This window comes from Acinetobacter sp. NIPH1876 (genome assembly GCF_022808535.1).
Classification (GTDB): domain Bacteria; phylum Pseudomonadota; class Gammaproteobacteria; order Pseudomonadales; family Moraxellaceae; genus Acinetobacter; species Acinetobacter higginsii.
Genome location: NZ_JALGBR010000006.1, coordinates 167,132 through 187,944, shown reverse-complemented (window position 1 = coordinate 187,944; position 20,813 = coordinate 167,132). Strand labels below are relative to the sequence as shown.

General features: G+C 41.9%; 20 protein-coding genes. 13 read left to right on the top strand and 7 right to left on the bottom strand.

What is annotated here, in order from left to right:
* The first annotated feature begins 103 nt into the window (after positions 1–103).
* The gene (locus MN869_RS08185) at positions 104–1,585 is read left to right on the top strand and encodes an NAD(P)/FAD-dependent oxidoreductase (protein ID WP_033134735.1); all 1,482 of its coding nucleotides are present in this window, start codon (positions 104–106) and stop codon (positions 1,583–1,585) included.
* A gap of 105 nt (positions 1,586–1,690) precedes the next feature.
* Here the strand turns inward: MN869_RS08185 and MN869_RS08180 are convergent, their stop codons facing one another.
* The 3 genes from MN869_RS08180 to MN869_RS08170 all read right to left on the bottom strand — a co-directional run bounded on the left by MN869_RS08180 (position 1,691) and on the right by MN869_RS08170 (position 4,514).
* Positions 1,691–2,620, bottom strand: a complete 930-nt coding sequence (locus tag MN869_RS08180; RefSeq protein ID WP_033134736.1) for a metal-dependent hydrolase — start codon at positions 2,618–2,620, stop codon at positions 1,691–1,693.
* Positions 2,610–3,473, bottom strand: a complete 864-nt coding sequence (locus MN869_RS08175) for an alpha/beta hydrolase (RefSeq protein WP_033134737.1) — start codon at positions 3,471–3,473, stop codon at positions 2,610–2,612. Before MN869_RS08175 ends, MN869_RS08180 begins: the two co-directional genes overlap by 11 nt.
* Positions 3,474–3,656: 183 nt before the next feature.
* Positions 3,657–4,514 (bottom strand): LysR family transcriptional regulator, encoded by an 858-nt coding sequence (locus MN869_RS08170; protein ID WP_033134738.1) that lies wholly within the window; start codon positions 4,512–4,514, stop codon positions 3,657–3,659.
* A 169-nt stretch (positions 4,515–4,683) separates the two neighbouring features.
* Between MN869_RS08170 and MN869_RS08165 the strand changes: the two genes are divergently transcribed.
* From MN869_RS08165 to MN869_RS08155, 3 genes are read left to right on the top strand one after another with little or no spacing between them, the layout of a single operon-like run.
* Positions 4,684–5,370 (top strand): ankyrin repeat domain-containing protein, encoded by a 687-nt coding sequence (locus tag MN869_RS08165; protein ID WP_033134739.1) that lies wholly within the window; start codon positions 4,684–4,686, stop codon positions 5,368–5,370.
* Position 5,371: 1 nt separating this feature from the next.
* A complete protein-coding gene (locus MN869_RS08160) occupies positions 5,372–5,833 on the top strand; it encodes a nucleoside deaminase (RefSeq protein WP_033134740.1) in 462 nt (153 codons plus the stop codon).
* Positions 5,834–5,852: 19 nt separating this feature from the next.
* On the top strand, positions 5,853–7,028 hold the full coding sequence (locus tag MN869_RS08155; RefSeq protein ID WP_033134741.1) for a cyanate transporter: 1,176 nt from the start codon (positions 5,853–5,855) through the stop codon (positions 7,026–7,028).
* A gap of 112 nt (positions 7,029–7,140) precedes the next feature.
* On the opposite strand, the gene thiM is transcribed toward MN869_RS08155, so the two are convergent.
* Complete coding sequence (thiM, locus tag MN869_RS08150) at positions 7,141–7,956, bottom strand: hydroxyethylthiazole kinase (protein WP_033134742.1); 816 nt, start codon at positions 7,954–7,956, stop codon at positions 7,141–7,143.
* Between the two features lie 24 nt (positions 7,957–7,980).
* A complete protein-coding gene (locus tag MN869_RS08145) occupies positions 7,981–9,141 on the bottom strand; it encodes a hypothetical protein (protein ID WP_033134743.1) in 1,161 nt (386 codons plus the stop codon).
* Positions 9,142–9,370: 229 nt separating this feature from the next.
* On the opposite strand from MN869_RS08145, the gene MN869_RS08140 reads away from it, so the two are divergent.
* From MN869_RS08140 to MN869_RS08130, 3 genes are all read left to right on the top strand, one after another.
* The gene (locus tag MN869_RS08140; protein WP_033134744.1) at positions 9,371–9,844 is read left to right on the top strand and encodes a DUF2147 domain-containing protein; all 474 of its coding nucleotides are present in this window, start codon (positions 9,371–9,373) and stop codon (positions 9,842–9,844) included.
* 143 nt (positions 9,845–9,987) lie between these two features.
* On the top strand, positions 9,988–10,464 hold the full coding sequence (locus MN869_RS08135; RefSeq protein ID WP_033134745.1) for a DUF2147 domain-containing protein: 477 nt from the start codon (positions 9,988–9,990) through the stop codon (positions 10,462–10,464).
* Between the two features lie 215 nt (positions 10,465–10,679).
* Positions 10,680–11,153, top strand: coding sequence for a DUF2147 domain-containing protein (locus MN869_RS08130; protein ID WP_004808015.1), 474 nt, complete (start codon positions 10,680–10,682; stop codon positions 11,151–11,153).
* A 57-nt stretch (positions 11,154–11,210) separates the two neighbouring features.
* On the opposite strand, the gene MN869_RS08125 is transcribed toward MN869_RS08130, so the two are convergent.
* Entirely contained in the window at positions 11,211–11,468 is a 258-nt protein-coding gene (locus MN869_RS08125; protein ID WP_004652954.1) for a hypothetical protein, read from the bottom strand.
* Positions 11,469–11,901: 433 nt separating this feature from the next.
* On the opposite strand from MN869_RS08125, the gene pepN reads away from it, so the two are divergent.
* From pepN to MN869_RS08095, 6 genes are all read left to right on the top strand, one after another.
* Positions 11,902–14,508, top strand: coding sequence for an aminopeptidase N (gene pepN, locus MN869_RS08120; protein WP_033134746.1), 2,607 nt, complete (start codon positions 11,902–11,904; stop codon positions 14,506–14,508).
* A gap of 111 nt (positions 14,509–14,619) precedes the next feature.
* Positions 14,620–15,306 carry a dienelactone hydrolase family protein gene (locus MN869_RS08115; protein ID WP_005316403.1) on the top strand — a complete coding sequence of 229 codons (687 nt, stop codon included), beginning with the start codon at positions 14,620–14,622 and terminating at the stop codon, positions 15,304–15,306.
* A 67-nt stretch (positions 15,307–15,373) separates the two neighbouring features.
* Positions 15,374–15,811, top strand: coding sequence for an RDD family protein (locus MN869_RS08110; protein WP_004808009.1), 438 nt, complete (start codon positions 15,374–15,376; stop codon positions 15,809–15,811).
* 310 nt (positions 15,812–16,121) lie between these two features.
* Entirely contained in the window at positions 16,122–16,814 is a 693-nt protein-coding gene (locus MN869_RS08105; RefSeq protein WP_033134099.1) for a hypothetical protein, read from the top strand.
* Between the two features lie 56 nt (positions 16,815–16,870).
* The gene (locus MN869_RS08100) at positions 16,871–17,590 is read left to right on the top strand and encodes an MgtC/SapB family protein (protein WP_004808004.1); all 720 of its coding nucleotides are present in this window, start codon (positions 16,871–16,873) and stop codon (positions 17,588–17,590) included.
* A gap of 115 nt (positions 17,591–17,705) precedes the next feature.
* Complete coding sequence (locus MN869_RS08095) at positions 17,706–19,538, top strand: monovalent cation:proton antiporter-2 (CPA2) family protein (protein ID WP_005202836.1); 1,833 nt, start codon at positions 17,706–17,708, stop codon at positions 19,536–19,538.
* Between the two features lie 44 nt (positions 19,539–19,582).
* Here MN869_RS08095 and MN869_RS08090 read toward each other — a convergent pair whose 3' ends face one another.
* Positions 19,583–20,761, bottom strand: coding sequence for a benzoate/H(+) symporter BenE family transporter (locus MN869_RS08090; RefSeq protein ID WP_005202837.1), 1,179 nt, complete (start codon positions 20,759–20,761; stop codon positions 19,583–19,585).
* Positions 20,762–20,813: the final 52 nt, after the last annotated feature.

Genomic DNA, 20,813 nt, shown 5'->3' with positions numbered 1-20,813 from the left:
TTTATTGCACAATCAAACTATTTTCCACAGATAGCGCTGTTCATAAATTTGTCGATTTATGAATGGGTTGAACTGACAGGATTTTTATATTTGGGAGTGGAAAATGTCAGATTTAAAGCAGGATGTGGTCGTAAATAATCATCGATTTGATGTGGTGATAATCGGAGCTGGTTTTTCTGGAATTGCCGCTGGAATTAAGCTGAAACAGCAAAATATCAATAACTTTATTATTCTGGAAAAATCAAATGAAGTAGGTGGGGTCTGGCGGGAAAATACCTATCCGGGCTGTGAGTGTGATGTGCCATCTTCAATTTATTCCTATTCATTCGCACCGAATCCGAACTGGAGTCATATTTTCGCGAAACAAAAAGAGATCCAGCAATATATTCAGGACGTCACCAGCCGCTTTAAGATGGATCAGCATATTCTGTTTAATACCGAATTGCAGCAAGCCTCGTGGTCGAGTGATCAGCAGTGTTGGCAAATTATGACCAATCAAGGCATCTATCAGGCACGCTTTGTATTTTTTGCGGTGGGTCCGTTGAGTGAACCGACAATGCCGACGGTGAAAGGTTTAAATCGTTTTAAAGGGGAAGTTTTCCATTCTGCGCAATGGAATCATGCAGTGGATTTAAGCAATAAACGCGTCGCCGTGATTGGAACGGGGGCGTCGGCGATACAGATTATTCCTGCGATTCAACCGATTGTGAAGCAGCTTTATGTGTTTCAACGCACTGCACCGTGGGTGATTCCAAAGCCCAATATGGTTATTAACAACAGCTCCAAAAATCTACAGCAAAAAGTACCATTTACTCTAAATTCCATCCGTAAATTGACCAGTGTGTCCATGGATGTATTTAGTTCCAGTGTTAATCAACCAAAAACCTTGGAGGCTTTAGGGAAGGGCTTGATTCACTGGATGCATTACCAGATTCAAGATCCAGCATTACGAGAGAAAGTCAGACCCAAATTTACGCTGGGCTGCAAACGGATTTTATTTTCAAATACTTATTATCCTGCATTGGCAGCCAAAAATGTGGAACTGATTGATCAGGGCGTGAAGGAAGTTACTGCAAAAGGTATCCTTGTCGATGGTCAAGAAATTCCTTTGGACATTATTGTTTGGAGTACAGGTTTTGAGGTGGCCAAACCACCCATTGCCAAACGGATTATGACCAAAACGGGTGTGTTGCTGGATGATGTTTGGCAAATCAATACAGTACAGGCCTATAAAGGCTGTGTGGTGAAAGACCTGCCCAATGCCTTTATGTTGCTCGGCCCCAATAGTATTAGCTATAACTCCTTAATCAGCGCCGTTGAAAACCAGATTGATTATGCAGTGAAAGCGATACGTTTTGTATTGGACCATCATTTAAGCAGCTTCGAAATTTCTACTTTTGCCGATACTCAATATAATCAAAAGTTGCAAAACAAGTTGAATGCCTCGGTGTTTAAGCAAGGCGGATGTGCAAGTTATTATTTGGATGCGCAGCAAGTGAATGTGGCGAATTATCCATGGACCATGCAATATATGAAAAACGATATGGCGGAATTCGATAGCTATAGTTATAGCTTCCACCGTTAAAAGCAAAGGAGCCTTATTTGTATAAGGCTTTTTTATATCTACCTTTAGTGAAACACAAAAAAAGGCACATCATGTGCCTAAAAGAGGAAAGGATGATTGAGTGGCTTAGCAAACCCGAAGTTGGGTTAAGGCTTTAACCGCGGGGGAGTTATCGATGACCTGCAATGCTTTAAAGGTATCGCCTTCATAAAATGGATGATAGCCTGGTTTCAGCCAATGTCTTAAGCTAAAGATCATCGAGAAAAAGCTCGGCACCTGTTTGCTGCGGGCATTTTCGATTGCGGTTTGAGCTAAAGAACGGAGCAGGCCATAGTTCTGATAACGTTTGGCTTGAGCATCTTGTTGGGCCAGTTTCTTAAAGCATTGATAGATGGCAAAGGTAAATCCTGGCGCAACCGCCAGCATAATCATTTGGCGTTGTAAGTAGGCAAAGGTTTTATTTTCCTCGCCGCATAAATGCATATACAGATCAAAAGCCACACTTCGATGCTCAACTTCTTCTGCCAAATGCCATGTCATTAAATCAGACATCATTTCATCAGCAGTTTTATTTTGCCATGGTTGGTCATCGAGGCACCAGGTGCCTAACATGGTGGTAAAATGTTCAACCGCTGCGGCGATACCCACGCGGATGGTTAACCAACGATAAGCCAGATTTTGTGGTAATGCCAAGCCTAAAGGGGCTGCATTCAGTTGCTTTGATATGGTATCTAAGCTAGCAATAAAGTCATCAATCTCATAGCCATAATGTCTTAAATAGTCTTGTGCGACTTTGTGGGCAGAGGCATGATGGGCTTCTTGGTGGACAAATCCTTTTACATCGGCGCGCAGCTTTTCGTCCGTGACATAAGGCAGTGCTTCATTAAAAGAGCGACACATCCAGAGTTCACCCACAGGTAAAATCAAATGCACGGCATTGATTAAATGGGTTGCAAAGGGGTTGTCATAAATCCAGTGTTCAGGCGTATGGCTAAAATCAAATTGCACACGGCGTTGCTCAAGATAATGATTTTCCAGTCGTTGTTTAGGATGCATTTGCTTCTCCTCCATTCACGGCATTGATAAAAGACTGGCTCAGTTGCTCGGCATTCTGGACAGGAATCCAATGTGTGGCATCTAGATAAATCTCTTGATATGAGCCAGTAAAAAACTGTTTGTTGAGCTGGGCACTTTTCTTGCCAATCGCAATATCCTGATTTCCCCAGATAAACAGGGTGGGTACTTTTACTTTTTTAAAGGTCGAGCGAATTGGAGCCAATGGCATACTGCGATACCAGTTAATGGCGGTGCCGATACGATTTTCTTGAATGAAATGTTGTTGAAAGTCCTTGATTTGTTCAGCATTCATGCCTGAGTTTTTTAGCAATATATGACTGAGTGATTTGGCTCTTTTAAAGAGCAATTCAGGAATCAAGGGCAGCTGGAAAAAACCAATATAGTACGAGGTGAAAATTTGCGTACTGCTGAGCATGGATTTCAGGAATGCACCTGTATGTGGAACCGAGACCAAAGTGAGATGCTTGACTAGATTGGGGTATTGCTGGGCCAATTCACAGGCCACAATGGAGCCCCAATCATGACCAATCACATACACAGGTTGTCCAAGCAGATCAATCAAGCTTTTTACATCTGCAACTAACTCTGTAATTGCATACTGAAAACGACCTTGGGGAGAAGCTGCTAAGCTGTAGCCACGTTGTTCAATGGCAAAGGTTCGAAAGTTCTGCTGATTGAGAATCGCGCTGGTGGCTTGCCAACTGTGTGCGGTTTCAGGAAAACCATGCAAAAGAATAACCGGCTTTCCATCGATTGGACCCGAATCAATCACATTAAAAATCAGATTATTACGACAATATTGGCTGTATCGTTTTTCTGTCTGTTTTACCATGCTGAGCTACTTATCAAAGAGGTTGATTTCAATTGATAGTAATCAGCGTTATGGGTACAGTCTTGACAGTAGAGGATGGAATTTAACTTCTTGTGCCATGCCATATATTTTTGGCACATGCAGCATATGACTTGGCACTTAAAGACGCTTAATTCGAGGGTTAAAGCGGATATTGCCGTTCAATCATTCGGCTTTACTTTGTTCAAAACGATGTTGCAGCACCGTGGTCATCTGCTGCAATAGATTGGCGACCAGTCCTTCTTTATCCCAAGCATAGATGGAAACGGTCATGGCTTGTGCCTTACCCAAGAGTAGATATTCCCGTACCCGATGACCTGTGGTGGTGGCGACCGGCAATAGTGATAAACCGAGACCTGTTTCAACCCCGACCAATACACTGGCCAAACTGTTGCTGGTAAAGGCGATATAGCCATGTTGGCGGTTACGTTCAATCGCTTCAAACATCTCATCTCGATAGAGGCCACCTTGTGGGAAAGTCACCAATGGCAGGGGATCAGACCATTCTCCACCATGATCGATACTTTCAAACCAGGCCATTTCCTCGGGGAAGCTGGCATGATGATCTGAACTGGCCGCTGTTTCTTTGACGATCACTATATCAAGTTGACCATTGCGGTAACGTTCCATGAGATCACGACTTAACCCCGCGGTCACATCCAACCGTACCGTACGGTGTTGTTTGCTAAAGGCACTTAAGGCCAAAGCCATATCGCTATTCATAATATCTTCAGGCAAACCAATTCGAATGGGAATCGTGCCTGATGGATCACCCAAAATCATCTGGGCTTCTTGTTGCAGGGCTAAAATTCGCCGTGCATAGCTAATCAAATATTCACCTGAGCTTGTGAGTTGTAAGGGACGACTATTACGATCAATCAAGCTCTTGCCCACAGATTCCTCTAGTCGGGCGAGTTGTTGGCTGACCGTGGATTGAGTCATATGCAAGCGCTCGGCAGCTAAGGTAAAGCTACCAGCTTCAAAGATATTGACAAAGGCGCGGAGCAAGCGTGGATCAAACATAGCGAGTTACTCGGAAGACCAGTGTTGAAAATGGAGCTTTGAATTTTGTATTCATAATCTTAATACATTGGATTAAATAATTTAATTTTTAAATAGTAATAAAGCTGATTATCCTAAGCATAGATCTTATTTTTGATTCACTAACTTGGGCTGATTCATGGAGGGCTTTATGCACAAATCATTTCTGTCGGCTGTATGTGCGCTGGCTTTGACCGCATGTAGCCACGCAACTTCAGGAGATGCTATGCCAGACGACGTCTTACATACTGCGGCTGCACGCAATAATGTTGCACAAATCCAGCAGTTACTCGCTCAACCCATTCAGATTGATGTACGTGATGCATCAGGCTCAACCGCTTTAATGATTGCAACACGTGCCAATAATGTCGATGCTGCACAAGTCCTGATCGATGCTGGAGCCGATGTCAATGCCAAAGATCGTATTCAGGACAGTCCTTATCTTTATGCGGGCGCACGTGGCTATTTAAAAATATTAAAACTGACCTTAAAGCACGGTGCGGATTTGAAAAGTACCAACCGCTATGGCGGCACAGCCTTGATTCCTGCAGCTGAACGAGGTCATGTCGATACTGTACGGACACTGATTGAGGCAGGTGTGGATGTCGATCACATCAATAACTTAGGCTGGACAGCGTTGTTGGAAGCGATCATTTTAGGTAATGGTACTCAACCGTATCAACAGATTGTCGATTTACTCATCGTAGCAGGAGCTAATGTCAATATTGCTGATGGCGATGGAATTACGCCGCTTGAGCATGCCCATGCACGTGGCTATACCGCTATTGAAAAAGCTTTATTGCGTGCAGGCGCAAAAGCAACGTTATTGGAGCATTAAAATGCAGCAGGATCATGATTTTTTGCGTCAGGCGATTGAACTGGCGTATCAAAACTGCGAGCAAGGTGGACGCCCCTTTGGCGCGGTCTTGGTGAAAGATGGCCAAGTGATTGCGTCAGGTGTAAATGAAATACTGAAAAGCAATGATCCAACCGCGCATGCAGAACTGTTGGCAATACGTGCCGCCAGCCAACAATTGGGGACAGCCAACCTAGAGGGCTGTGCTGTATTTGCCAGCGGACAACCTTGCCCGATGTGCATGGCAGCGATGCGTATGGCGGGAATTAACCGTGTAACGTATGCACATTCCAATGATGATGCGGAGGCATATGGCTTATCGACAGCGGCTATTTATGCGGATTTGGCAAAACCCTTTGCTGAGCAGTCTATGATGATCCGCTATGTTCCTATAAGAATGGAAGCCAAGCCTGATTTATATGGCTATTGGAAATCTATCTCATGATTGATATCGGGTTAAGACCATGAGCGCGATCAAGCATCGATCTTTGTTGATTATCACCGTTGCTTTGGTTGGATTGAATCTTCGGCCATTTATGACCAGTGTTGGGCCTGTTGCCAATCAGATTCGTGCCACTACAGGTTTGAGCCTACAAGGCATTGCGCTATTAACCCTGGTACCGATGTTATTGATGGGACTAATCGCCTTTGTTGGCCCAGCTCTGCAAAACCTGTTTGGTGAACGTCGTGCGATTGTTGGCGCATTGCTGATGATCTGCTTGGGCTGTGGTTTACGTTTTTTTACTGTACATGGCTGGGCTTTAATCTTTACCGCTGCCGTGATTGGCTTTGGCGTTGCCATGATTCAAGCAGCTTTCCCGAGTCTGATTAAAAGAGAGTTTCATGAACATCTGAGTCCGATGATGGGGCTTTATTCAGCCACGTTAATGGGTGGTGGAGCGCTTGGGGCATTGCTTGCACCCGTAGTGACAAATAGCAGTGGTGACTGGAAAATCGGGCTGGCTGTTTTTGTATTGCCTGCATTGCTGGCGTTGATCTTTGCAAGGTGTGTTTTAACTCAGACCGCACAGCAGCATAAAAAAATGCCTTCGGTGATGCGGTTGCTCAATCAGCCAAGAACATGGTTGCTGATCTGCTGTTTTGGTTTAATCAATGGCGGTTATAGCTCGATTGTGGCTTGGCTTGCACCTGCTTTTCAAGCACAGGGTTGGACTGCAACAGCCAGTGGCAATCTGATGGCTGTGCTAACCCTGAGTCAAGCAGGGGCAGCATTGCTATTACCGTATTTATCCCGAAAACAGCGAGATCGTCGAATTTGGGTGGGGTTAACTTTAATCTTGCAACTGATTGGCTTTTCAGGCTTGGCTTTTTTTGCAGATGTTTTGCCTTGCCTTTGGGCAATCACCATAGGAGCGGGCTTAGGCGGATGCTTTGCTTTGTTGATGATCGTGGTACTCGACCATTTGCCTGATCCTACACATGCAGGACAGCTTTCAGCCTTGATGCAAGGTGGCGGATTCTTATTGGCTGCCATTGCACCTTGGTGGGTTGCAGTATTGCATGACATGACAGGGACTTATGCTGCAGGATGGATCTGGCATTTATGTATGGTGGTGATTGTTGCAGGATTGATGATTCGACTTAATCCAGCACATTATGAGAAAGTGATCAATTTTTAGATGAGCAAAGCAAATCAGCATATTGCTGTAATTGAGCTTGATCATAAAAAACACATCTTTTGATATGTTTTTTATGAAACATAAGTACAGCATTTTTACTGCATAAAAAAACTTAAATGATTTCAATATCAACATATTGCTGAATTAAATTGTCATCTAGCATATGCACATAATCCAAAAATGCCACATTAAAACTGCCTACCGTTTGTGCATGGTCATAGGCAAGCTTACCCGCAATGGCAAAATGAATATGTGAGGCGAGTGCAGCAATGCTTGGGGTACTGACCGCATGATAGGCTGCGGTTAAGGCACCTAGGGCACAACCTGTTGCTGTAATTTTAGGTTGTAAATAACAGCCCCCATTGACTTGAATCACAGCATCGAGCTGTTTCGAGATAATAAAGTCTGATTCACCTGAAATTGCAATACATTCAGTATGTTGCAAGAGGCTTTTCGCCTGTGCATAAACCTCATGACTATTTAAAGTGCTGTCTACACCTTTAGACTGAGTTTGGCTGCCTGCTAAGGTACTGATCTCAGAGGCATTGCCACGAATGATACTCGGCTGGAACCTTAACAGTTGATCGACTGTTTCACTACGCCACTTTAACACTGCCCCATAACCGACAGGATCAAGTACCCACGGCACTTGATGTTGTTGCGCAGTTTGAGCTGAAATCAACATCGCTTGGGTTTGTTCTGTGGTTGGTGTTCCGACATTGATACTTAAGGCAGCACTGATTTTGGTGAAATCTTCGGCTTCAAAAGGATTATCAATCATGGCAGGTGAGGCACCTGCTGCAAGCAAGATGTTCGCCACATAATTATTGGCAACGCTATTGGTCATACATTGCACTAAAGGTGTTTGTTGCTGTAATACACGCCAAGCATCGATAACTTGATCAATGAGTTGTTGTTTTTGTGACATGAGATATCCAGAATAAAGTCTTTATTAACGAGTGAAATAATGGTCTTGATGCTTACATCGGCGACAAATCAATGACACATAATCTGTCGCATCATAATCCACGATCAAGTCATTTGAGCCGCAATACATACAACGTTTAACCGAGTAAAAACTTAAGCGAGGTTCTATTTTTCGCCAAGACTTCCAGACAGGCTGAATAAATATACTCTCGTCGTAACCCAAAAATTTAAACAGTAGGACTTCACTCATTTTACTAAATGGAATCATGTATGGTCTTGGTAAGGTCGTGGTTTCCCAACGCTCGGTCAAAGCACGTTCACGATATTGTTCCAAAGTCTTTTTGAGCAAACTGGTATTGATAAATTTATCATTTCTGGGTTGCAACGCATTTTGTTTATGTAAATATTCTAAAGCGGTTTGGATTAGGTAAAAAATCTGTCCCACAGCTAAACCTTCCATTAAGCGGTAGCAAAAGGCTTGAAATGGTCGATTACCTGCAATTTGAATGCCCCAAGTCCGACAATAGAACTGCATAAACTGCACAATTTCTTGATAGAGCACGAGATACAATGCATCTTTGACTTCATCGGTGCTTTTAAATGGAATACCTTGACTCAAGTTCTCATAGAACCAGTGGCGTAATTGCTGAGTTACACTAAACAAGCTAGGGTCGGAATAGCCATCTAGTCGGATGTTGAGATAGAAATGCTCAGTTTCTAAGCTCGGATCTTTTGGCTTAAACACGCCTAATTTAATTAATTCTTGAACTAAATGATTCTGAAATAAGTAATTGGGAGTAAATTCGCGATATTTAATATTCTGCCAATGAATCAGTTCATCATGCTGTACATCCTCACGTGCATAGCTATCTAAAAGGCTCAATAAGAATAATTTATGTAAAAAACTAAGTTGATTCAGACTATAAATCACTTCGTCTTTGATTTTATATTTGCGTTGTTCTTGTAAAATTGTTTGTTTGGTCTGTTTTTTCCGTTGCGCCGTACACTGAGCACAGTGACAATTCAGCTTGCTATCACTTCTAAAAACACGGTGCTGGCAATGGCTGCATTCATGAAACTGAAATTCTTGGCTGAATTGTTCGGCTTCGACCCAAAACATAGAGGCGTGGCACAGTGGGCAATGGCTACTTTCATCTAACTGTTTTTGTAGAATCTGTAAATCCATTGATATTAAGCCTATAACCTTTAAATAGAGAATTATACATGCTGAATCCAAGGAGTGATGCAAAGATTATATACAGATAAAAATTAAGACTAAAATGAGACTTAATTGACTGAATTTTATATAAAAGATAATCCTACAACTTTGCTTTTTTTAAATTATGGTAAATTTCTGCGCCAATTAGAATCATAACTCAATATGAATTGAACAAAGTAAAAGCAAAGGGGAAAGCATGAATAATCGGATTTGGATACAAACTGTTATTGGCGTAATGATGTGTTTGGGCAGTATTTTCACATACGCAGACTCAATCGAAGGGTATTGGCGAAGTATTGATGATCGAACCGGAGAACAACTGACCATCATTGAAATAAGAAAAGCCCCTGACAATACCTATCGTGGCAAAATTGTTTATATTTACCCTAATGCACAAGGCGTCGTGGTCACACATTGTGTGAATTGCCCGCCGCCATATACAGAGAAGCCGCGTTTAGGCTTAGAAGTGTTAACAGGGCTGATTGAGGACCCGAAAAAACCAGATAACTTTATCAATGGGCGGATTGTCGAAAGTAAAACCGGTAAAGTTTATAAAGGTAAAGCACGTTTAACGGCTGATGGAAAGCGTTTGCATATGCGTGGTTATGTCGGAATTTCTGCTTTGGGCCGTACTGTGGTGTGGATTCGCAAGGACAGTGCCAATCCCTAATCATTTATTTTTAATTATGTGAATTGCTTAAAATTTTGTTTGATTTTAAGCAATTAAATATGCTTTGGTTGTGTTGACTGTTTCTATACATTCGCATAAAAATGAAGTGATAGACGGATCAATTTTGCATTACGGAGCGAATTATGCAAAAAAACTCACTCATGAAAGGAATCATGGGCATCTCTTTTGTTGTATTCACCACAACGAGCTTTGCTTCAACTCCTGAAGGATTTTGGAAAAGTATTGATGATCGTACAGGCGAGCAACTGTCAATCGTAGAAATTAAGAAAAAACCAGATAATACCTATACGGGAACCATTGTGTATCGCTATCCTGTTCCAGGCGGGGGGAATGTCTTGACGCATTGTGTGAAATGTCCTGAACCTTTTAAAAATAAACCGATTCAAGGACTACAAATTGCGTGGGGATTGAAAGAAGATCCGAAGAATCCAAATCAATATATTGATGGTCGGGTGCTCGAGCCTAAAACAGGTAATATCTATAAAGGAAAAGCACAACTCAGTTCGGATGGAAAACGTCTGCGTATGCGTGGTTATATGGGAATTTCGGCCTTAGGGCGTACCCAAGTCTGGATTCGTACTGATAGCGCCAATCCTTAAATAATAGTTGTTTTTTTAGAAAGCCTAAACGACTCGTTTGGGCTTTTTTATTTGAGCTAAAGAATGTATAAGGCGTACTAAAAAGAAGCAGCTAGATCAGCTACTTCTTATACAAATGAACGCTAGCGTACAGTGTAACTTGGGTAAAAGTGTGATAATTTTCGTGCATTAAACCTATAAAGATGAATAGGTTACTTTTTAATGACGGGGTTAATATGCTAAATCGTATGCTCATGAACGGAATCATGGGGCTCACTCTTGCTTGTGCAAGCGCAACGACTTTCGCAGCTTCTATCGAAGGCTACTGGAAAAGTATTGAAGAACGTACTGGTGAACAACTCTCAATCGTAGAAATCCGTAAAGGAAATGACGGCCGTTATCATGGAAAGATTGTTTATCGTTATCCAAACTCTCATGGTATTGCACTGACGAATTGCACCAAATGTGCAGCACCGAACACCAATAAACCGATCCTTGGGCTGGAAATTTTATCAGGCTTTAAAGAAGATCCGAATAAACCGGATTCATATATTGATGGTCGTGTTCTGGAACCAACTTCTGGCCGTATCTATAAAGGTAAAGGTGTCGTGACTGGAGAAGGCAAACGTTTACGTATGCGGGGCTATATGGGCGTTTCAGCACTGGGTCGCACTGTCGTTTGGTTACGTACTGATAATGCAACACCTTAATCGAAAATAAAAAAACCTCGAATTCGCTTCGAGGTTTTTTATGGTTAAAGTAAGTGATTAAACAGGGCATGGTAAGTTTTCGTCCTCCTGACCGATTTTTTTGGCTGCAATAAGTGCTTGGACTTTTTTACTCGGCAGTTTTTCTTTGCCAAGTGCATCATAGGTATTCACGATATTAGTCACTTCTAAGGTTGTCAGTTCAATTCCTTCTGCTGTTAAAAAAACGGAAATTACATGATGATCGACGCCAGCTTTAGCCAGATCATGGATTGCTTTGATATTTTCTAAACGATATAGGTGTGCTTTTAATTCCATCGTCATAACCCTCACTTGTTTTATTGTATTTACCTAGATTGGCATATAGGGTTAAGCAATAACCGTGCACAAAATGTAAAACTCAGGAAAAAAATGTAAGTTGCGCGATAGAACGCAATTGGTTCTGTATTTTTTATTTAAGATTGGAAAACGATGTTGTAATTTTGTCTAAATGATCGGGCAATTTGCAGATCAAATTTGAAAACCTGAATAGTAAACCCAATAAAATTATTAAAACTGATACCGAGCTGTAAAGACAGGTTTTATAAGTTGGCGTATGATCTGATAGAGTTTCACTGATGCTTGTGACAAAAGTGATTTGTCACAAGAATTTAGGCGAAATAAGGCATGATTTGTGCAACCGAATGACTTTAATCAAGAAGTCTTGCCAACAAGACCATCTAAACGACATGATGAAAGATAAGGAATACTGATGAATATTGCGGCACAACCTCCCGTACAAGCAGATCAAACCATTTACCTCAAAGATTATCAAAAACCATCTTTCTTGGTTGAATCCATTAACCTAGATATTCAAGTCTATGATGATCATACGATTGTTGACTCAACCTTAGTGATGAAACGTCAAACGACTGGTGCTTTGGTGCTTTTGGGGCGTGATCTTGAATTAAAGTCTATTCAATTGAATGGGCAAATCCTGAGTGCAGCGCAATATGATTTAGACGATGAGCAATTGCTGATCACAGATGCACCAGATCAGGTCATTTTGCAAATTCAAGTGGTGATTCACCCTGAGTCAAATACGCAGCTTGAAGGTTTATATAAGGCGGGCGATTTATTCGTGACTCAGAATGAGCCCGAAGGTTTCCGTAAAATTACCTTCTATCCAGATCGTCCAGATGTTCTCGCAGAATTTACTACGCGTGTAGAAGCCGACAAGAAATATCCTGTGTTGCTCGCCAACGGTAACTTATTGGAAACAGGTGAGGCTGGTGAAGGTCGTCATTTTGCGATCTGGCAAGATCCGACCAAGAAACCAAGCTATTTATTTGCTTGTGTGATTGGTGATTTGGCGGTATTGAAAGATCGTTACACCACGTCTGAAGGTCGTGATGTTGCTTTAGAAATTTATGCAATCGAGAAAGATATTCCGAAATGTCACATCGCCATGGAAGCATTAAAGCATTCGATGCGTTGGGACGAAGAGCACTATGGTCGTCCTTACGATCTCGATAATTACATGATTGTCGCCGTCAGTCAGTTCAACATGGGTGCAATGGAAAATAAAGGTTTAAATATCTTTAATACCTCATGTGTGCTTGCCGATGAGGAATACACCACTGATGCTGCGATTATGCGAGTACAGTCAGTCATTGCTCATGAATATTTCCATAACTGGACAGGCAACCGAATTACCTGTCGTGACTGGTTCCAATTGTGTTTAAAAGAAGGCTTAACGGTTTTCCGTGATCAGTCTTTCTCTGAGGATTTACAATCAGCAGCCGTACAACGAATTGATGATGTAGCTGTATTAAAATCGCATCAATTCCCAGAAGATGCTGGTCCATTATCGCATCCGCCTCGTCCAGACCATTTTGTCGAAATCAACAACTTCTATACCGCGACAGTATATGAGAAGGGTGCTGAAATTAACCGTATGATGGCAACATTATTGGGTAAAGAGAAATACCGTAAAGGCACAGATGAATATTTCCTGCGTCATGATGGGCAAGCGGTTACGGTTGAAGACTGGGTTGCGGCATTGAGTGCAGGTTCTGGTGTGGATTTATCTAACTTCCTCACGTGGTATAACCAACCAGGGACACCGAAGTTAGAAGCTAAAGGTGAATATGATGCTGCTGCACAGACTTATCGTTTAAGCTTCAAACAAAGCTTGAAAGCACATCCAAAATATCCAAACCTCAAGGCAGTGCCAATTCCTGTGGCTCTGGCATTATTTAATGCTAATACAGGTGAACAATATACCTTGCACAGCACTGATCTGTTTGTGAATGATGTCAAAGATGGCGTGTATTTATTTGATCAAGATGAATCAACAATTGAATTTACAGGGGTGACTGAGCAACCTGTAGCTTCGTTATTACGTAATTTCTCTGCCCCTGTGAATTTAGTCTTTGATTATTCCAATGATGATCTTGCCTTCTTGATTCAGCACGAAACCAATGGCTTTAACCAATGGCAAGCGACACAAACCTTATTGGAACGTATTCTTTTAGAAGACCATAAGGTGGATACCTATATTCAGGCAATTAAAAATACCTTGCCAGACCTAGTGAATAAAGATCCGTTATTGGCATCGCGTTTATTTGATGTACCAAGTGAAAACTATTTAGGCAGTCGTATTGATCAAGACTATGAGCCTGAATTGATTCGTGAGAAGCGTGAAGCTGTGCTAGACCGTTTAGCACGTGATTTAGGTTCATTCTGGAAAGACACTTATTTGGCCTTAGATCCAGACCAGCAAAAAGAGTTCTCTTTGGCAATGGGCGTACGTTCATTAAAGAATATCACCCTGAATATGTTGGCTCGTCAAGGTGATGAGTCTGTGTTTGATTTGGCTTATACCCAATATCAACAAACAGGCAATATGTCTGAACGTTTAGGGGCATTACGAGTTCTAGTCTGGAATGATGCACCGCAAGCACAGGCTGCACTCGCAGATTTCTATGACCGTTTTAAAGATGAAGCCTTGTCTTTAGATCAGTGGTTTAGCATCCAAGCATCGAATCCATGTGCCACAGCGGAAACAATTGAGTATCTGACCAAACATGCAGATTATGATTTGGGAACGCCGAACCGTATCCGTGCCGTAAGTGGTGGGCTAGCGGCAAATCCAGTCAATACGTGGGGCTTTGGTGTCGATCATTTCATTGAGCTTGCCGCTTATTTGGATGAGAAAAACCCAATTTTAGGTTCTCGATTATTACAAGTCCTATCACGCTGGTACACCTTGGCTGAACCGCAACGTAGTCAGGTGCAACAAGCACTTAAGGCATTGCAACCTAAAGTAAAATCGAAAAATGTAGCAGAAACATTGAATAGTTTACTCAGTATTTAATTTACTGATTGAATGGATAGAAAAAGGATGTAGTCAGACATCCTTTTTTATTTGACAATTTATATTGTCAGAAATAGTATGGAAATCATTCGAATGTAACGGATGACTGCAATGGAAATAAAAACAATCACATTACCGACACGTCAAATTGAAGTTGAAGTGTATGCACCTGCATCAAGCTCGGAAAAAGCACCAGCCATATTATTGCTGCATGAGTTATTCGGCATTCTCGATGTTTACCGTGATGATGCTCAAGACTTGGCAGATCGAGGTTATTTGGTCTATGTGCCTAATTTATTTAGTGGTGGTGCAGTCAAATATTGTATTCGTGCCATGGTGAGTAAGGCTGGCCGTATCAATGCTGCGGATAGTGAAGTCAATCAAGAAATTCATGTCTTGCTCGATGCCTTAAAGGCAGATCCTCGATCAAATGGACGCTTAGGCATGTTAGGTCAGTGTTTAACGGGCGGCTATGTGATCCAGATGGCGAAGCGCGAAGATATGTTAGCGCCTGTGGTTTATCATCATTCTCTGGGGATTCAAGGTGCTGGCGTTCCAAACAAAGAGTCTCTGGATGAGGTTCGCATTCTACAGGGTCATTGGTCTACCGTAGATCCATTTTGCCCAGCAACCAAGCGTAATAAATTGATCAAGCAATTGGGTGATCGGGTTGAAGCTTATACTTATAATATGCCACATGGCTTTCGTAGCGTGAGTCGAGGTTTGCCAGAAGCACAAGTGGTATGGCAGCGGACTGTGGATTTCTTTGAGCGAGAATTAAAACAAAACACAATATAAATCATTGGAACAACAGGTTATTATTTACTGAAATTCATTTATAGAAATAAAAAAGTGAGGGGAATATATGTCTCAGCAATACGCATACGCGGGCTTCTGGATACGTTTCGGTGCCGCGATTATTGATTCAATCATTGTGATGGTTGCCATGATTCCATTAACCATGATTTTTGGTGGTGGCAATACCACAGTCGCTTCTGATGGTTTTTCATCATTCCAATTTATGTCTACGGCAGATTGGATTTGGCAAATTCTCGCCGCAGTCTTTTATATTTTCTGCTGGATTAAATTTGCAGGAACACCCGGTAAGCGTTTACTTCGATTAAAAGTGCTGGATGAAAAAACGGGTGAAAATGTGACTGTTGGGCAGGCTATCATTCGCTACATTGGCTATATCCCAGCAACATTAGTCTTTTTTATTGGTTTAATCTGGGTGGCATTTGATGCGAAAAAGCAAGGCTGGCACGACAAAATGGCAAAAACTGTAGTGGTAAGAGAGCTTTAATTTAGAGCGAAATTTTATCATGTAATAAAAAATTCATAAGATAGGGCTTGTGAATCAATTCGCATGTCCTATAATGCCGTTGAGTTTATTCACGGAGATCCTAAATGGGAAGTTGTTCGAGGTTCGGGTTTAATAAAGGATTAAGCCAAAGCGAATACTGAGCAAGCGAGCTATTTAGGTCAGCTATCTTGCAATGAGATAGCTTTGCTAAAAATTATCTAAACCCTCCTATAAAATTTTGCTGTATCCACAAAATTTATTGTATTGACTGCATCCTGTTTAATTTCTCACCTAAAATGGGGAGAAGCCTATGTTTTTTCACGCTTCCATTCAATGGCTTGCTGTTCTTAACGTATTTATTTTATGTGGATTATTGCTGACTCAAAAGAGTAAGGCGGGTCCACTCATCAACACCGATGATGTTTCTATTACAGCAGCGCAGCAGTGTCAGCTAGAAAGTACTTATAGCTATAACAAAGACAGCACTTGGTCTTATCAAGTTGTACCTGCCTGTAATCTCAATCAAAATTTAGAAGTATCTTTGGGCTATCACTCAAGTAAAGATCAAGATCAGATTCATGGCTTTTCGGTTCAAGCGAAAAGCATTTTAAAGCCAATGGAGAATGACTGGGGCGTTGCTAGTAGTTTACAGCTATCCCGTGATGATGTTGCTCATCATGGGGATTTAAACTGGTTTTTGAATGTTCCTGTCAGTTTTCAACTCTTAGATCAACGTTTAGCATTGGATACCAATCTCGGTTATCAACAGACCGATGAGCGCCTCGTTCGCTGGGGAATTGCTTCAACCTATACGGTAACTGAGCATGTCGGTGTAACAGTTGAAACATATAATCAAGATCGCCAAGCGCCATTTTTCCAGACAGCGTTGCAATATAGTTTGATTCCCAATGTCCTTACTTTAGAAGCTTCCTTCGGCGATCGTCTACATCGTTTAAAACAACATTGGTTTGGACTCGGTTTAAGTTATACGCCGTCATCATAATCAGTTTAAATTCAGTTGATCCATCATTGAATCATTGATAAGAACATAGGTGTAAGATGCAATTAAAATTTTTACAAAATATTGATTTATCGAATATTGCGGACACGTTGGTCAGCCTGTCCGTTGCTTTTATTCTCGGTGCATTAATTGGCTTTGAACGTCAGTACCGACAACGTACGGCAGGTCTCAGAACCAATGTTTTGGTGGCTGTCGGTGCTGCAATTTTTGTCGATATTGCCACCAATTTAACGGGTGCAGAAGGTGCAGTTCGCGTGATTGCCTATGTGGTTTCAGGCATTGGTTTCTTGGGTGCGGGTGTGATTATGCGCCAAGAAGGCAATATTCATGGTTTAAACACGGCGGCAACTCTCTGGTGCTCAGCCGCAGTGGGCGCTTCTGCGGGTTCAGATCTTATTATTGAAGCAATACTGGCAACGGCTTTTATCTTGGCAGCCAATACGCTGTTAAGACCGATTGTTCATGCCATTGATCGTCGTCCAATTGATGACGATACCGAGGTTTTACATGTCATCTATATTATTTGTGACCGTAGTCAGAGTAAGGTGGTGATGGATGAATTGAATTTAACCTTGCAACACCATAATTATCCTGCCAAAGATATTGAAGTAACACCATTTGGTGACAAAGAGGTAGAAATTGAAGTCACTTTAATTGCTACGTCAATTGATGCAGAAGAAGCGCAGCATATTACTAATCATCTGAATGCCATGCCGCAAATTCGACAGGCATTTTGGGATAAAAATACGATTAATTAAGCCATTAGAAATTGTTTCTATATCATGACATTGGGATACATTGTCTCATTAATGATATATAAAATGTCTATTGTTTCACATAAAATGACGCCAGCTTGATAACAATGAGAACAGTATGAGTTCAGAAGCACATTCAATCAGTTTAATTGCGCCAGTGGTCTTGCTTGCCGCTGCTGTAATTGCCGTTCCAATTTTTAAACGTATTGGCTTGGGTTCCGTCCTTGGTTATTTAATTGCAGGTCTGATTATTGGCCCATTTGGTTTTGCATTTTTTCATGATTCGGCTTCGATCTTACACATTGCAGAACTTGGGATTGTGATGTACTTATTTGTGATTGGTCTGGAGATGCAGCCCTCACATTTATGGAGTTTAAGGCGTGAAATCTTTGGGCTAGGTACCTTGCAAATTGTTGCTTGTGCTTTGGCATTGACTGGCGTCGGTTTACTGTTTGGTTTTACTTGGCAAGTTGCCTTTATCGGTGCTGCTGGTTTTGTCCTGACTTCCACGGCCATTGTGATGCAGCTGTTGGGAGATCGCGGTGATATTGCTCAGCCGCAAGGCCAAAAGATTGTCGCAATTTTATTATTCGAAGATTTATTGATTGTGCCGTTACTGGCAATTGTTGCTTTTATGGCGCCAAATCATGTAGTGGAAAGTACTTCGACACGCTTGGAAAGTATCGGAATTGGTTTGATTGCGATTGCAGGTCTCATTGCTGCAGGATATTGGTTGCTGAATCCATTATTTAGATTGCTTGCCGCAGCAAAAGCCCGAGAGGTGATGACAGCGGCAGCACTTCTGGTTGTTTTAGGTGCAGCATTGTTGATGCAAGTCAGCGGTTTATCGATGGCGATGGGTGCTTTCTTGGCAGGGGTATTGTTGTCTGAATCGACCTTTAGACATCAAATTGAAGCGGATATCGAGCCCTTCCGTGGCCTGTTACTGGGTTTGTTCTTCCTCGGTGTCGGGATGTCACTGGATTTATCCGTCGTTGCGCAGAACTGGAAGCTCATCATCAGTGGTGTTTTAGCCATGATGTTTGCCAAGGCTCTGATGATTTATATCGTGGCACGAGTTACCAAAAGCTCTCATACCGAGGCACTGGACCGTGCATTGCTAATGGCACAAGGTGGTGAGTTTGCTTTTGTCCTGTTTGCAGCGGCAGTCAGTGCCCAGGTCATTGATAATTCAGTCAAGTCGAATCTGACGGCGATTGTGGTGTTATCAATGGTATTGACTCCGATTTTAGGCATTGTGTTTAAACGTTTTACCGAAACCAAAGATCAGATCAATTTAGACAATGTCAATATTGCTGAAGGCTTGAGTGGCAGTGTACTGATGATTGGCTTTGGTCGTTTTGGTCAAGTGACCAGTCAATTACTATTGGCAAGAGGGGTGGATGTCACCATTATTGACAATGACATCGACATGATTCAAAACGCGGAAAAGTTTGGTTTTAAAATCTATTATGGCGATGGCTGTCGTTTAGATATTCTGCATGCTTCGGGTGCATCTACCGCTCAAGCCATTGTGGTTTGTGTTGATAGTAAAGAAACGACTAATCGTATCGTGGAATTGGTTACGCATGAATTTCCATTGGCCAAGTTGCTAGTTCGTTCTTATGACCGTGAACATTCACTCTATTTAGTGAAGCATAAAGTGGATTATATGATTCGAGAAACCTTCGAGTCTGCGATCAAATTTGGCGGCGTGATCTTGCAAGAATTAGGCGTTGATGAAGACGAAGTACAACGCATTACGGATGAAATTCGTGATCGTGATGATGAGCGTTTTGAAACAGAAATCGCTGCGGATGATGTCTATGCTGGTGTAGGCTTACAATATACACATTCGCATCCGCGTCCAACAGCGCCATTAATTCGTCCTAAAAAAGCAGCACGTATTTTAAATGATGAAGAAGCACAAAAGGATTTAGAGGAAAAGTAATCCGCAATGCTTTCCGTGCATGCTTTGAATAAGCCTTAGTTCAACTAAGGCTTATTTTTTGCTTTAAATCTAAAGAGCAGCAATACGAAGATACCCAATAACAACCCCCAAAACGCTGAGCCAATGCCCCAGAATTGGACACCAGAGGCACTACATAAAAAGGTGAGTAGTGCAGCTTCACGTTCTTCTACATTTGAAAAAGCGACTGCAATGTTATGGCTGATCGTCGCAAATAGGGCAATCCCTGCAAGTGCCACAATAAAGATTTGCGGGAATGACATCAGTAGGCTGACGAGCGTTGCTGCAAAGAGCCCCATTAAGATATAGAACAGACCACAGCTAATGCCTGCAATATAACGCTTGCTTGGGTCGGGATGGACTTGATCATCTAAACTTACCGCTGCACTAATTGCCGCTAAGTTTATTGAGAAACAGCCGAAAGGCGCAAAAACAGTATGTGCAACACCTGTCCAACCGACCAATTGATTCACATGCGGGTGGTAGCCATAGCTTTTAATCATGGCAATCCCTGGCAAGTTCTGTGAAGTCATATTAATCACAAACAGTGGTAAAGCTAGGCCTAAGATCGCAGACCAAGAAAAAGAGGGCTGCATCCATACCGGTTGGGTCAGTGACCATGTAATCGACTGGAGTTTAAAGTCGATAAATAGTGGGCAAATTGCTGCGCCTAAAATCACCGTCAGTACAATGCTATAACGTGGGAATAAGCGTTTTGAAACCAAATAGATCACAAGCATACTGAGAATAAAGCCAAGATGACTTTCTAAGCTGCTAAAAATCTGAATACCAAATTTTAATAAAATGCCTGCCAGCATGGCACAGGTCAGACTTTGTGGAATATGGGCCAATAGTTTTTGGAAGATTCCTGAAAAACCAACAATTGCAATGGCAATACCACAGACCAAGAAAGCACCAATCGCTTCATACAAATCATAATGTCCAGTTGATGCAATGATTAGTGCAATTCCCGGAGTTGACCATGCGGTAGCAACTGGATATTTATATTTCCAAGATAGAATCAAGCCCGAGAGACCAATCGCAAGTCCCAATGCCCAAAACCAAGAGCTGATTTGCGCGGTATTAGCACCTAAAGACTGTGCACCTTGGATGACGAGGATTGCGGAAACACTAATCCCGATTAAGAACGTAATAAAGCCAGCAAAAACTGCTGGAATAGAAAAATCTTGGAGGAGACGTTGCATCTATGCATCTATACTTGTTTAAAATTTGTTGAAAAGTATATCGTTAATGCGT

What these genes read in the sequence shown, in the direction of transcription:
- MN869_RS08185 (WP_033134735.1), top strand. Translation starts at nt 104, where the DNA reads ATGTCAGATTTAAAGCAGGATGTGGTCGTAAATAATCATCGATTTGAT.
- MN869_RS08180 (WP_033134736.1), bottom strand. Translation starts at nt 2,620, where the DNA reads ATGCATCCTAAACAACGACTGGAAAATCATTATCTTGAGCAACGCCGT.
- MN869_RS08175 (WP_033134737.1), bottom strand. Translation starts at nt 3,473, where the DNA reads ATGGTAAAACAGACAGAAAAACGATACAGCCAATATTGTCGTAATAAT.
- MN869_RS08170 (WP_033134738.1), bottom strand. Translation starts at nt 4,514, where the DNA reads ATGTTTGATCCACGCTTGCTCCGCGCCTTTGTCAATATCTTTGAAGCT.
- MN869_RS08165 (WP_033134739.1), top strand. Translation starts at nt 4,684, where the DNA reads ATGCACAAATCATTTCTGTCGGCTGTATGTGCGCTGGCTTTGACCGCA.
- MN869_RS08160 (WP_033134740.1), top strand. Translation starts at nt 5,372, where the DNA reads ATGCAGCAGGATCATGATTTTTTGCGTCAGGCGATTGAACTGGCGTAT.
- MN869_RS08155 (WP_033134741.1), top strand. Translation starts at nt 5,853, where the DNA reads ATGAGCGCGATCAAGCATCGATCTTTGTTGATTATCACCGTTGCTTTG.
- thiM (WP_033134742.1), bottom strand. Translation starts at nt 7,956, where the DNA reads ATGTCACAAAAACAACAACTCATTGATCAAGTTATCGATGCTTGGCGT.
- MN869_RS08145 (WP_033134743.1), bottom strand. Translation starts at nt 9,141, where the DNA reads ATGGATTTACAGATTCTACAAAAACAGTTAGATGAAAGTAGCCATTGC.
- MN869_RS08140 (WP_033134744.1), top strand. Translation starts at nt 9,371, where the DNA reads ATGAATAATCGGATTTGGATACAAACTGTTATTGGCGTAATGATGTGT.
- MN869_RS08135 (WP_033134745.1), top strand. Translation starts at nt 9,988, where the DNA reads ATGCAAAAAAACTCACTCATGAAAGGAATCATGGGCATCTCTTTTGTT.
- MN869_RS08130 (WP_004808015.1), top strand. Translation starts at nt 10,680, where the DNA reads ATGCTAAATCGTATGCTCATGAACGGAATCATGGGGCTCACTCTTGCT.
- MN869_RS08125 (WP_004652954.1), bottom strand. Translation starts at nt 11,468, where the DNA reads ATGGAATTAAAAGCACACCTATATCGTTTAGAAAATATCAAAGCAATC.
- pepN (WP_033134746.1), top strand. Translation starts at nt 11,902, where the DNA reads ATGAATATTGCGGCACAACCTCCCGTACAAGCAGATCAAACCATTTAC.
- MN869_RS08115 (WP_005316403.1), top strand. Translation starts at nt 14,620, where the DNA reads ATGGAAATAAAAACAATCACATTACCGACACGTCAAATTGAAGTTGAA.
- MN869_RS08110 (WP_004808009.1), top strand. Translation starts at nt 15,374, where the DNA reads ATGTCTCAGCAATACGCATACGCGGGCTTCTGGATACGTTTCGGTGCC.
- MN869_RS08105 (WP_033134099.1), top strand. Translation starts at nt 16,122, where the DNA reads ATGTTTTTTCACGCTTCCATTCAATGGCTTGCTGTTCTTAACGTATTT.
- MN869_RS08100 (WP_004808004.1), top strand. Translation starts at nt 16,871, where the DNA reads ATGCAATTAAAATTTTTACAAAATATTGATTTATCGAATATTGCGGAC.
- MN869_RS08095 (WP_005202836.1), top strand. Translation starts at nt 17,706, where the DNA reads ATGAGTTCAGAAGCACATTCAATCAGTTTAATTGCGCCAGTGGTCTTG.
- MN869_RS08090 (WP_005202837.1), bottom strand. Translation starts at nt 20,761, where the DNA reads ATGCAACGTCTCCTCCAAGATTTTTCTATTCCAGCAGTTTTTGCTGGC.